Below are 12,184 nucleotides of genomic sequence, written 5' to 3'. Positions count from 1 at the left end.
CACCGCAGTCATCCTCGAAGAATTTAACACTTCGCTCGAACAATCTGCAACAGCGTACTGTACAAAATTTCTCTGGTGCGATCTCTCTTTCTCTTTTGATCGGACGACTTGGTGTATGAGATGACGAAGCTTCTTTGGGATTGTCGAGTCGCCCGAGTTGCAGGCGACAATGGAACCATTTCCGGGTCAGTCGCGGTCGTCGATCTGATCCGAGCTTCCGACGACCCGCAATCGGATCTCGGGCTCTGAGAAGACGTCGGTTCTCAGCAGCACATAATTCGCGAATGGTTGCCCCGGCGGGCCTGGGACCGGCCAGGTCAAAAAGAGGTCGATCCGCCCTCCCGGTTCGATCCGATGGGAGATTCCCTGCCAGAGGCTGAATCCCGATCGACCGCTGGTGAAACGAGTTCGAAGTCGGATGGACGTGGTGCCCAGGTTATGAAATTCCCATCGATGTCTCCCGAAGCTCCCTCGAGGCATCGTCCCGCATTGAAACGTGGGGTCGCCGATGATCTCGAAAGGACGTTGGTCGGGAAGAGTACGGGACCAGCCGAAGGTCAGGCCGACGAGCATCGTCCCGGTCAGGACCGAGAGGCCCTGGTGGATGATCCGGCCAGCAGGGCGAGACTTGGTCGGATTCACGCGGATCGGGCCAGTTCCAGCTCTCGCTGCAAACAGGTGAGACTCTGCGTCGCGGTTTCCACGGCACCGCTCGAATAATCGAAGACCTCGACCGAGACCCACCGGTCGTAACCTGCATCGACCAGAGCCTTGAGGATAGGCCCGAAGTCGACCTCCCCCATCCCAGGGCCTTTCAGATTCAGATCCTGAGCGTGGAAGTGGCCGGCCCTGGCTGCGTGCCTTGCGATCAGTTCGGGGACGGTACCCCCCGGGTCGGAACTCTGAGCTTTCACGTCCATGTGGAGCACCAGATTGGGATGACCGACCTCCGCGATCAGGGCTTCGGCCTGGTCGCAAGTGTTGAGATAGTCGGTCTCGGAAGGCGCGAGGGGTTCGAGGCAGAGGTCGATCCCACAGGCCCCAACAGTCGGCATGATCCGAGAAAAGACCTCGGCGGCATAACGATTTGCTTCATGAAGGGTTACGCCAGGTAGGAGATCCCGCTGCTTGGGAGATCCGAGGACCATCAGCGACCCACCGAGGTCCCGAGTCGCCTCGGCTAGAGCGATCAGATAGTCGCCGGTCTTTCGGCGGATCGTTGCATCGGGGGTAGTCAAGTAAAAACCTTCGGTCTTCGCCAGGAGCCAGTGGAGTCCGATCGTGGTAAGCCCGGAGTCCTCGATGATCGACTTCAATTCTTCCCGACGAGTGGTCGAGATGTCGGTGATTAGCGGGGCGAGGGTGAAGGGGGCAATTTCGATCCCTTCGTAACCGATCGCCCGGATGGTCCGACAGACCTCGGCAAAGTCCCATCCCTCGAACAACTCGTTGCAGATCCCGAGGCGGATCATGATGAATGAGGTCCTTCGGCAAAGGCGACGCTGGCCGATCCGGTCTAGATCGTCCAGAATGGTCGAGTCCGATCGTGATCGTAGCCGAGGATTTCGCTCGCGTCGACCGAGGAGCCCCGAGTTCATGCCGTTGTCCCCGGAAGCCATCGTCTCCTGGCTGGATGTCCGGAAGTCCTTCGACGATGGTCATATCGCCCTGGACGGGGTCAGTCTGGAAGTCCAGCGGGGCGAGTTCCTGGCGATCCTCGGAACCAGCGGCTCGGGGAAGACCACCCTTCTCAAGCTGGTTAATCGTCTCATCGATCCCACCTCCGGTGCTGTGCTAGTGGGCGGGAAGCCGACGACCGAGTGGGACCCGATCGCGCTCCGGAGGTCGATGGGTTACGTGATCCAGGAATCCGGTCTCATGCCCCATCTGACCATCCTGGCCAATGTCGGCCTGGTCCTCCGGCTGATCGGAGTGAAGCGATCCGAGCGGGAAGAGGCGGCCCGTCGCTGCCTCTCGATGGTCGGGATCGATCCCGAACAGATGGGCGAGCGGCTACCTCACCAGTTGAGCGGGGGCCAGCGGCAAAGGGTGGGAGTGGCTCGGGCCCTGGCGGCCGACCCCGAGCTGATCCTGATGGACGAGCCTTTTGGGGCCCTCGACCCGATTACCCGTCGAGAGATCCAGAACGAGTTTCGAAATCTCCAACGAAACCTCGGCAAGACGGTCATTCTCGTGACTCACGACCTCCGCGAAGCCTGTCGGATGGCCGATCGACTTGCCCTGGTCGATCGAGGCCAGGTCGTTCAGGTGGGATGTCCTTCTGATTTCCTCGATCAACCCGCTAACGATTTCGTCCGCTCCTTCTTCCAGGACGCTCGGGCCGTGACGGCCATCGACGGGGAGTCCCAATCTTGATCTCGGCCTTCCTGGACTTCCTCAAGCTGGCCTTCGAGCAGCGGAGCGAATTGCTCGACTTCACGGCCGCTCACCTCGATCTGGTCGGCGAGGCCATCCTGATTGCCGTGACGATTGGCGTGCCTCTGGGGATCGCTTCGAGCCGGTCGAGGCCGGCGGAACGAGCGATCCTGATCGTGGCGAACATCCTCCAGACGATCCCAAGCCTGGCCCTCCTGGGCGTCCTCCTGATCCTGTTCCGAGGTCAGATCGGAAAGCCTCCGGCGCTGTCGGCGCTGGTGATCTACTCGCTCCTGCCCATCATCAAGAATACGATCCTGGGCCTTCGAGGGGTCGACCGAGGGGTGGCAGAGGCGGCGCTCGGGATGGGGATGACCCCGGTCCAGCGATTGACCCTGGTCGAGCTACCGCTGGCGGTCCCCGTCCTACTGGGAGGGGTCCGGGTCGCGGCGGTGGCATCGGTCGGAATGGCCACGATCGCGGCAGCGATCGGGGCAAAAGGGCTGGGCTCCTATATCTATCGAGGGATTTCACTGGCCGACCCCCGACTGATCCTCCTGGGTTCGATTCCCGCCGCGGTTCTCGCCCTGACCTGCGACGCCGCCCTCGGGGAACTCGAACGTGTCCTCGATCCGACTCGTGCGAGACGATCGACCTTTCGAAATGTCCTGACGATCGCCACGACCTCGGGGCTGGTCCTGCTGGGGCTTTTCGGAGCCTGGGGAGACGGCTGGGGATCTTCGAGGTCGAACACGATCGTAATCGGGTCCAAGGACTCGGCCGAGCCCGTGATCCTCGGCCACATGCTGGCCGATCTGGTCGAGGCCTACACTCCGTTGAAGGCCGATCGCCGGCTCAATCTCGGCGGGTCATTGATCTGTTACAACGCACTAAAGCAAGGAGGGCTCGACGCGTATGTCGAGTACACCGGAACCGCGCTCACGACGCTCCTCAAGCACCCTCCCGACAACGATCCCGAACGGGTCCGAGAAACGGTCAAACAGGATTTTCTACCCGAGGGGATCATGTCCCTGCCTCCCATCGGATTCGAGAACACCTTCGCGATCCTGATGAGGCGTGAGCAAGCGGAATCGCTGGGCATCCAGACGATCTCCGACCTCTCCCGGCATGCCCAGGCTCTCCGGACTGGCTTCGGGCCGGAATTCATGAACCGCCCTGATGGCTATCCCGGGATGGTCCGGGCGTACGGGCTCGATCTCGCCATCCGGCCCGTCGAGTTGGATCGAAATCTCCTTTATGAGGCGATTGCCAGGAAGACCCTGGACGTCGGTGCCGGCGATTCCACCGACGGTCGGGTCGCCGAGCTTGACCTCGTTCAGCTTCAAGATAACCGACATTACTTCCCGCCCTACGAGGCGGTGGTCCTGGCTCGTTCCCAATCGCTGGAACGGTTTCCGCAACTCCGCGAGGTCTTCGAGAAGCTCTCGGGTCGGATTGACGTGGGGACCATGAGGCGACTGAATCACGAAGTGGATGGCCTGAAACGCGATCCGGCGGCCGTTGCTCGCGAATATCTCGACTCGGTTGGCCTGCTCAAGCAATGAGCGGACGGTCCGCCGCCGAATGACACCTTTCTCGAAGCCTGGGCCGTCGGTAGGTTTCTCAAGGGGTGGGAGTAGCGGAGATGGCGTTGGGGAGAATTCGGTGGGGCCAGTTGTTTTTACGAAAGGCCTCGATGAGTTTTTCGATGAGTTGCCGGTTCAACTCCCCACCACGATCCTCGATCAGGATCGGCCCGAGCCTGAAATCCTGGACCTGGTTACCGATCTTCAGATTGACGAGTGCCCTGGGCTCCTCCCCGACGGTGCAATCGATCTTGAGTTCCCGCTCCCATCGGGCATCCTCGGGCCCCGTGACCGGTCCACCCGATCCGGAAGCCGTATAGGTTTGCGGATGCAGCGCGTCGGCGAATGCGCGAGTCTTCTGATCGAACTCACGAATGATCGTTTCAGACAGATCGGACTGCGAGAGTACGGTCGAGGTGATCGCATCCCACTTGCGATCCCGGTCGATCCGGAAGGCGACGTAGCCGAGGATCACGGCCACGACCAGGATGCCGAGCATCAAGGTCCGGAGGCTCAGGGCCAATCGGGGAATTTTCATCCGATTCTTCCGTCTCGAAACGCATGAATGACCGACGGCCCGGTTCCCGGTCCCGAGCCGTCGGATGGCGGAGATTGTTCAAGCCAGGAGCGGGTCCCCTTCGGTGACGACGGACTTCTTCTGGATCGCGGTATCGCGGAACAACAAAGCGAAGATCACCATGCAGATCAGGGTCAGCACGAACGGGCCGGCCCAGACCTTTCTCCAGTCGTTCTCGAAGTAATCGCGGACGTAGCCGGTCATCAGGCTCCCGACGATCGTGCCGAGACCGTAGATGATGAAGATCAGGAGATTCTGCGCGGTGGCCTTGATGTCGGGCCCGGCGGCCCGGTCGACGTACATCTGGGCCACGACGAAGAAAAACGCGAAGGCAAATCCGTGGAGCCCGATCGTGGCGATCATCAACCACCAGGGTTGTCCGATCGAGGAGAGTCCGAATCGGACGGCCCAGGCACCGGCGCCGAGCAGCATGGTGTTCTTGACGCCGAACCGGTTCACGACGAATGGAACCAGCCCGATCACGAGGGCCTCGGCCACCTGGCCGATCACCATGTAACCGCCGATGCTCTCCTCGGGCGTGCCGATATCCTTGAGGAAGATGTTCTCGCAGGCGAAGTAGAAGGCCAGCATGATCCCGATCAGGCCGGCGACCAGGACCAGGACGGCGAACGACTTCACCTTGAGGAGTTCGAGGCTCTCCAGGATCGCCGACTTCTTGACCTGGGTCGTGTCATGGTCGACCCGAGTCGGCGGCGTGTGCGGCAGGGTGAAGCAATAAAGTCCGTAGAAGAGGGAGACGACGCCGGAGATTCGGAGGCAGTCGCGGCTGGAAGGCTCGGAGACCAGGTCGAACAGGGGACGCAACGCCGCCACGTTCGTGCTGTTTCGATAGGCGGCGAACAGGAGCCCCGCGGCAATCCACCCGATCGTCCCCCAGAGCCGAATCCCCGGGAAGAGGTCCTGATTACCTTCTCCGGCGGTCCGGAAGGTGATCGAATTGGTGAGCCCCATCGTTGGCATGTAAAGGTTGCAGTAGGCGAAGAGGAGCAGGAAGATTGGCCAAAATCCCGTGACATAGGCGGTGACCAGGAGCAACACTCCGCCGATCAGGTGGGCCAGGCCCAGCACTCGTTCCGTGGCCATGTAGCGATCGGCGAGCTGACCGAGGAGGAAAGGTCCGAGAATCGCCCCGAAGCCATAGACGGTGTAAACCCAGCCGATCTGGGCCGGGGTGAGCCCGACCTCTTCCGACCCCAGATGGATCCCCAGGATGGGCAGCCAGATTCCCCAGACGAAATATTGCAGGAACATCATGATCGATAGGCGGATGTTCAGACCGAGGCTCATCGCGGAGGCTCCGAATCGGGGTGGGATTCTGGGGCCGGGCTGGAGAGTGTCCCGGCGAGATGAACCAACATAACCCGAGTCGAGGGCGATTCCAACGAGCGCGCGGAGGCCGTCCCGACTTTCCAGGACATCGATCTCGGATCAGGCGATCGCGTCGAGGATCCTTTCGGCCACTCTCCGACAAGAGTTCTCGCGGGCGAACGAAAGCCGAGCCGCTGCCCGGCCGTCGTCAGGGCCCTGTGCGATCCGGGATTCGAGGGCTTCGACGAAGTCGCCAGGGGCGACCACGTCGAAGAGGTGGGGGTAGAGTCGGCACTCGGGAAGGTCGGTTGAGACGACCGGACGGCCGGCGGCCATGTAATCCATGATCTTCGTCGGGCAACAGGCCTGGTTGAAAGGGTGATCTACCCGGTAAGGGATCAGCCCGACATCAAAGGAACGGTTGTAGGAGTCGATGGTCGACTGCGGTCTCCAGCCGATCGGATGGACGTTGGGCAAGGCCAGGCACCGGCTCCGCTCCTCCTGCCAGGGACTTCCATCGTCGCGACCGATTCGACCGACCAGGACGATCGAGGCGGCGGGGTTGGACCGGGCAATCCGGAGCATCAAGGCCCAATCCACCCGATCTTCCAGGGTCCCGATATACCCGATCAATGGCCTGGGGAGATGGGCCAGGTCGGCCGGTGGATCGTCCGGTAAGTCTCGAGGCCGATCGGGTATGGAGCTTGAGGGTGCCCCATGAGGAAGGTGGACGATCCGATCGGCCGCTTCGGGGACCGCCTTGCGAAGTTCCTCGGCCCGGACCATCGACGTGCAGGCCGTCAGGTCGGCCTCGCGGACCGTCTTGTGTTCGAGGGTCGTCACCAATTCGGCGGACTTCGGCCAGTAGAGCCGGTAATCATCGACGGCGAGATAGACCAGTCGATCGGGGAGGACCATCCGGGCCAGGTGGATGTAGAACGGATAAGTCAGGACCAGGGCGAGCGGATCCCCCCCGGCCTCTCGATGCCGCCATCGACGGACGACCCGGCCGATCGGCCTCATCCCGATTTTCGGATAGGACTTCATCCATCCCGAGGGAAGCACCACCTCTCGACGCCACTGGCGAGCCCCGGATTTCTCCAACGCTCGCGAGCCTGCCCATGGTCGCCAACCCTTGTTCCAGGCCACCCGATAATCGGCGCATTGGAGGAGTAGCGTGGAGGCCCGGTCCTCGGGAACCTCGCGGAACAGATTTTCGGTCGTGAACCAACCGGCGTCCGCCACGGCCAGCGCGATCCGATCCGTTTCGGTTGAAGGGGTACGAGTCGAAGTCTCGCTGACGGACATGAATCGATCCCTCGGTGCCCTCGGAGCGTCCCTGAAACTCCCTTCGAGATCGGCGTCCGAGAGTACGGCCGGGGACTCGCCGCTGTCAACCTCGTCGGTGAGCGTCCGAAAGTGATGCGATTGATCGGTCTTTGAAGTCAAGTCCAATCGCGCAAGCGTTCCCGACTGAGGTAGGCGCGTCGTGAAGCCCGGGCCTACAATTCGGCTTCCTCGAAGCGGGCGGCCCGGCCGATCATCGGCGGGCATTGCCGGTCAGGGAGAGGCCAAACAAGTCCGGGATGGACGGTTTCCAGCTAATCTTAAATATCACAATGCGTTGGCGAATTGTCTCGCCCGCGTAGCGGTCAACGAGTACGGGCGGAAGCCTCCTCGTCGCGGATGAGTTCCGCGAGCTCGATCGACAGCACAGAAATACTCGAGGGAAAAACGATGCACCAACTGATCTTGATCACCGCGATGTCGGCCACCACCGGCCTCTTCGGTGGTGGGAAGCACTGCGGGAAGGCCATGCATGGCCGAGCCGTCTCCTCCTGCGCCCCCGCAGCCTATTCCGCCCAGCCTGCGTGTGGAATGCAGTCCATTCAACAGGGTGTGACCTACGCCCCCGCGACACCGTCGATGCAGGGCACGCCTCGGGTGGTACCGGCCATGCCCGCAGGCCCGGCTCCGGATATGGTCCCGGCCGCCCCCTCGGTCCCTCCGGCACCGCCCGCCCCCCCGGTTCCTCCGGCGGCCCCCGCTTCCTGATCGATCCTGGTTCCTGAAGCCACCATCCCGAGGAAAGCCCGCGAGCATGCCTGCTCGCGGGCTCCTTGCGATTTCAGGGCTAACTGCAACTTCCGACCGAACTCAAGGGACCACGGTCGCGAAGGTCATCACGCGGGCAGGAGGTTCGTCCTTCAAATCGGTCTCGAATTCAACCGGGGAATTGAAGGGGCCAGGAGTCGCGGGGGCCTTGAAGGTGAGGTTGACCGAGTGCATCGGTTGAGCCTGATCATTCGGGGGTAGGGCGGAAAGCTCCGGGCGGCCCGGCCGGATGGCGTTGAGTTTGAAAGGCTGACCGGAGCGTACCAGGACCGTCCTCTGGATGGTCTGACCGGGCTTGACGTTCCCCAGGTTGATCACGGTGGGAGAGACGATCACGTTGGACTGGACCACCGCCGAGACCGAGACGGGCACCTTCGGGCTATTTGGATCATTCGTCAGAAGTGTAATTTCGTCCTTGAAGTATCCCACGGGAGCCGAGGGCTTGAGCGAAGCCGTGAGTTGATAACTCACCTGGCCCCCCGCCGACCGTCCGGACTCTCGCAGTTCGGCGACGATGTGGTCGCTGATCGTGCCCATTTTCTGGACGGCCCAGTCTGGCTGTGCGCCGGAATAGGTCAGCATCAGATCCACCTTGGGGCCGGTCGAGCGATTGACGACACCGAAATCGACCTGACCCGGAGTGAGAGTCAAGTCGCTCCGGATGAAGCAAGTGAGATTCAAGTCGACCTGGGCGGGTGTGGGTCGATCGAGGAAGAGAGTCAAGCCCGAGGGCTTGAATCCCGTGAACTTGGTCGTGTCGATCACGGCCTCGATCACCGTCTGGGTGCCGGGCGGAACGTCGCGGGCTCCGACTCGAACATCGGTGCAGCCACACTTCGCCTTCCAGGACGAGATATGGATGCTCTGCTGGGTCGAATTGATCAATTTGAAAGAATGGCGGACCTTCGAGCCTCGTGCCACTGTTCCGAAATCGTGCGAACGGACCGGGAAGACAGCATCCGTCCAGTCCGCACCCTCGGAGTGATCGACCCCGATCCCGAGCAAAGCAACGGCGACCAGCAGGACGTGACGCATGAGAACGACCCCCAGAGTTCTGGGAAGCCGCCCAGGAGCGGCCTCGGACTTCCGATTCCAGATCGAGAAACTGGCCAGGACCGGGACGACCCTCCTGGACCCAACCATAATCGCAATCCTCGTTCCAGGCCCGTAAACTTTGCTCGGTTACAGGTGAGGCTAGAAAATCATAACATACTCGAACAGGTCCGAAGAGTCCTCGGCGCTCTTCGCCAGGCCTGTGATTCGCGAGAGCGGGGCTATTCGAGTTTCATCGAGTCTGTTAAAATAGATGTACTCATCTCTGGCAGAAGTCCGAATTCGATGGAAAATCTTTTTGACCTGGGAAGATTTTCCAGCGCGGTGAACCTCGGTCGGGGTCTTGGTGTCTACCAAGATTGGCCCTCCTCGATCCTCTTCGATCGATTCACTTCCCCCCCTTCCCAGGCGATCCTCGTGTCAAACCTATTCCACCCATCTCAATCTCGGACTCGTCGCTCATGCTAAAGCCCTCGGTGGAGACCCGGGACGAGAACGGCGTCCTGGTCGCGGAATTCTGGGATTGCCTACGTCTCGATCCGGCACCGGTCCGAGATCTCCGAGCACTCTATGAGTCGCACGTCCGAGGTGGAGGTAAGCCCGACCTCGTCGTTGACCTCAACGGTGTGGTTTTCGCCGGTTCGGCGGCGTTGGGAGGATTCCTGGCATTGCTCCGGATGGCTCGCCAACACGGGGGGAGGGTCGTCTTCTGTCATGTCGATGAGAATGTCCTGGAGGTCTTCCGGATCAGTAAGCTGAACCCGATGTTCGATTTTCTGGAAGATCGTGCAGCGGCACTCGCGTTTGTCGCGACTCCTCCTGCCGATACGGCTCCCACTTCGATCGAGGAACCCCCACCAATCGCCGAGATCCCGAGTGCTCCGCGATCCCAAGGCCCGCTTCGCCGAGGACGACGCGGCTGATCCGCTCAATTCGGTCCACTTTGTCGAACTATTCTCGCCTTTGGTCGATGCGTAGGCTAATCTGAAACAGGATAGCCCCAAACACTTTTATTTCACGCGAGTTGGGAGCTTTTCATGCCAACCACACCGCGCGTCGATGTGGCCGATGCGGATGGTAAGCAGGTGGTCACTTTTCGCGATCGGCTTCTGTTTGATGATCGAACCGTTCGTGAAGTTTCCGACCAGCTCGGCGCCGCTCTTCCTAATGACGGAAAGCCGATCCGGCTCATCCTCGACTTCTCGGGGGTTGATTTAATATCTAGCTCTTTGCTAGGAAAATTAATCTTACTCCAGCGAAGAGTCGACGGAAGTGGCGGAAAGCTGGTGCTTTGCGAACTTTCCTCCACCGTCCAGTCGGTCTTCCGGACTTCGAATCTGGATCGACTCTTCACGATCGTTCGAGATCAAAGGGCCGCGATTGGGGAAGGCTGAGTCGGATTGAGTCTCCTGCTCAATCTCCCGAGGCCCGCGATGTCTTCCGGCGTCGGTCCGGGACTCCGTGGATCTTGCCGTCCGGATCGACCGCAATTGTGTGAGCATCGCCCTGGATGCCACCCACTCGCAACTCATGTCCCATCCCTTTGAGGGATTCGAGAGTCATCGGTTCCCAGTCCAGACCTTCGAGGCGAAGAACGTCGGGAAACCAGGGATGATGCGTTCGAGGGGCGTCGACCGCCTCTCTCGGGCTCAACCCGAATTCGAGGATGTTCAGGATCACCCAGAGGGTGGTATTCGGGATCGTCCTGCCTCCCGGCGAACCGGTGACCAGGCGGACCTTGCCGTCTTTGAGCACGATCGTGGGCGTTTGCGAGCTGAGCATTCGCTTTCGAGGAGCGATCAGGTTCGAGGGGGTCCCGATCTGACCGGCCGTATCGGTCCTGCCTGGGATGAGGTTGAAATCACCCATCTCATTGTTCAGGAGGAATCCAGCCCCCTCGACGACCGACTTGCTCCCATATCCCTCTTCAAGCGTGTAAGTCATCGCAACGGCATTGCCCGACGAGTCGAGCGTGGACAGGTGAGTCGTGTGGTTGCCCTCAACGCCGAGAATCGGGAACGGGGCCAGGCTGGCGCTTGGCGTGGCACGTTCGCCGATCGTCCTGGCCAATTCGTCGCCGTATGATTTCGAGATCAGGCGCTCCATCGGGATCTCGACGAACTCGGGATCGGCAATCGCCGAGGCTCGCGTGAAGAAGCCGCGCCGCATGGCTTCGGTGACACGGTGAAGAGTCCGAGGCGACCTCGGGCCGTCAAGCTTCATGTCGAAGCGTTCCAGGATATTCAGCATCTGGACGATCAGGATCCCGCCCGAGGCCGGCGGGCCCATTCCATAGATCTCGAAGCCCTTGTAAGTCCCATGGATGGGCGGCCTGGCGACGGCCTTGTAGGAGGCCAGGTCGTCCAGTGTGACCAGGCCCCCAAGCCTCTCCATATGGGCGACGATCTTTCGGGCCGTCTCGCCCGAGTAGAATTCATCAGGGCCCTGAGTGGCGATCCGCTCGAGCGTGTCGGCCAGGTCGGGCTGGACCAGGCGATCCCCTTCGGACCACCGCGTACCGTCGGGCTTTCGGTAAGCGGCGATCGAGGCCTCGAAGTCGCCGAGCCGATCCCCCTGGGGGCCGAGATCTTCGGGGACTCCGCCCGGCCTTTCCGGATCACGCCCGAAGAGTTGGCCGTTGAGTGAACCGGCGAGGGAAGCCGAGATGGGAAAACCTTCGCGAGCCAATCGGACCGAGGGCCGGACCAGCGTCTCCCAGGGTTGCTTGCCCCAGCGGGCGTGGGCCAGGCCGAGGCCTCGGACGGTCCCCGGGATCCCTGCGGCCCGAGGGCCTGCCCGATATCCGGCGACGGGTCGGTCGTCCGGCCCCAGATACATCCGCTCGTTCGAGGCCTTCGGTGCCATCTCTCGAAAGTCGACCGTGACCACCTCACGCGATTCCGCCAGGTAGGCGACGATGAATCCCCCGCCCCCGATGTTTCCCGCCGCGGGATGCGTGACCGCCAGCGCGAAGGCGGTCGCTACCGCCGCGTCGATCGCGTTTCCCCCTTGCCGGATCGCCTCGCGACCCGCCTCCGAGGCGTCCCCTTGCTGCGAGACGACCACATGAGATCGGAACGTCTCGTCGGCCGGTGCGGTCCCCACCACCAGGAAAACGAGGATCAGGGCGTAATGGGGAATGCGCATG

General features: G+C 61.6%; 12 protein-coding genes. 5 read left to right on the top strand and 7 right to left on the bottom strand.

The window, feature by feature from the left end:
* Positions 1–186: 186 nt before the first annotated feature.
* On the bottom strand, positions 187–642 hold the full coding sequence (locus P12x_RS21805; protein ID WP_435006921.1) for a hypothetical protein: 456 nt from the start codon (positions 640–642) through the stop codon (positions 187–189).
* Positions 639–1,472, bottom strand: coding sequence for a sugar phosphate isomerase/epimerase family protein (locus tag P12x_RS21800; protein WP_435006919.1), 834 nt, complete (start codon positions 1,470–1,472; stop codon positions 639–641). Before P12x_RS21800 ends, P12x_RS21805 begins: the two co-directional genes overlap by 4 nt.
* A 124-nt stretch (positions 1,473–1,596) precedes the next feature.
* Here P12x_RS21800 and P12x_RS21795 point away from each other — a divergent pair, with 124 nt between their 5' ends.
* Together P12x_RS21795 and P12x_RS21790 are read left to right on the top strand one after the other, a co-directional pair.
* Positions 1,597–2,376, top strand: a complete 780-nt coding sequence (locus tag P12x_RS21795; protein WP_435006917.1) for an ATP-binding cassette domain-containing protein — start codon at positions 1,597–1,599, stop codon at positions 2,374–2,376.
* Positions 2,373–3,941, top strand: a complete 1,569-nt coding sequence (locus P12x_RS21790) for an ABC transporter permease/substrate-binding protein (RefSeq protein ID WP_435006915.1) — start codon at positions 2,373–2,375, stop codon at positions 3,939–3,941. Before P12x_RS21795 ends, P12x_RS21790 begins: the two co-directional genes overlap by 4 nt.
* A 58-nt stretch (positions 3,942–3,999) precedes the next feature.
* Here the strand turns inward: P12x_RS21790 and P12x_RS21785 are convergent, their stop codons facing one another.
* From P12x_RS21785 to P12x_RS21775, 3 genes are all read right to left on the bottom strand, one after another.
* Positions 4,000–4,500: a hypothetical protein gene (locus P12x_RS21785; RefSeq protein ID WP_435006913.1), complete on the bottom strand. Its 501-nt coding sequence runs from the start codon at positions 4,498–4,500 to the stop codon at positions 4,000–4,002.
* Between the two features lie 78 nt (positions 4,501–4,578).
* On the bottom strand, positions 4,579–5,847 hold the full coding sequence (locus tag P12x_RS21780) for an MFS transporter (RefSeq protein ID WP_435006912.1): 1,269 nt from the start codon (positions 5,845–5,847) through the stop codon (positions 4,579–4,581).
* Between the two features lie 141 nt (positions 5,848–5,988).
* Positions 5,989–7,176 carry a glycosyltransferase gene (locus P12x_RS21775; protein ID WP_435006911.1) on the bottom strand — a complete coding sequence of 396 codons (1,188 nt, stop codon included), beginning with the start codon at positions 7,174–7,176 and terminating at the stop codon, positions 5,989–5,991.
* A 429-nt stretch (positions 7,177–7,605) separates the two neighbouring features.
* Between P12x_RS21775 and P12x_RS21770 the strand changes: the two genes are divergently transcribed.
* Positions 7,606–7,923 carry a hypothetical protein gene (locus P12x_RS21770; RefSeq protein WP_435006910.1) on the top strand — a complete coding sequence of 106 codons (318 nt, stop codon included), beginning with the start codon at positions 7,606–7,608 and terminating at the stop codon, positions 7,921–7,923.
* Between the two features lie 102 nt (positions 7,924–8,025).
* Here the strand turns inward: P12x_RS21770 and P12x_RS21765 are convergent, their stop codons facing one another.
* Positions 8,026–9,018 (bottom strand): DUF1573 domain-containing protein, encoded by a 993-nt coding sequence (locus tag P12x_RS21765; RefSeq protein WP_435006909.1) that lies wholly within the window; start codon positions 9,016–9,018, stop codon positions 8,026–8,028.
* Between the two features lie 479 nt (positions 9,019–9,497).
* Between P12x_RS21765 and P12x_RS21760 the strand changes: the two genes are divergently transcribed.
* Positions 9,498–9,959 carry an STAS domain-containing protein gene (locus tag P12x_RS21760; RefSeq protein ID WP_435006908.1) on the top strand — a complete coding sequence of 154 codons (462 nt, stop codon included), beginning with the start codon at positions 9,498–9,500 and terminating at the stop codon, positions 9,957–9,959.
* A 114-nt stretch (positions 9,960–10,073) separates the two neighbouring features.
* Entirely contained in the window at positions 10,074–10,430 is a 357-nt protein-coding gene (locus P12x_RS21755) for an STAS domain-containing protein (protein WP_435006906.1), read from the top strand.
* A gap of 19 nt (positions 10,431–10,449) precedes the next feature.
* Here the strand turns inward: P12x_RS21755 and P12x_RS21750 are convergent, their stop codons facing one another.
* On the bottom strand, positions 10,450–12,183 hold the full coding sequence (locus P12x_RS21750) for a gamma-glutamyltransferase family protein (protein ID WP_435006904.1): 1,734 nt from the start codon (positions 12,181–12,183) through the stop codon (positions 10,450–10,452).
* Position 12,184 lies beyond the last annotated feature (1 nt).

Source organism: Tundrisphaera lichenicola, assembly GCF_051175385.1.
Classification (GTDB): domain Bacteria; phylum Planctomycetota; class Planctomycetia; order Isosphaerales; family Isosphaeraceae; genus Tundrisphaera; species Tundrisphaera lichenicola.
Note: the sequence above shows the minus strand (reverse complement) of the source record. Positions and strands in the feature narration are given on the sequence as shown.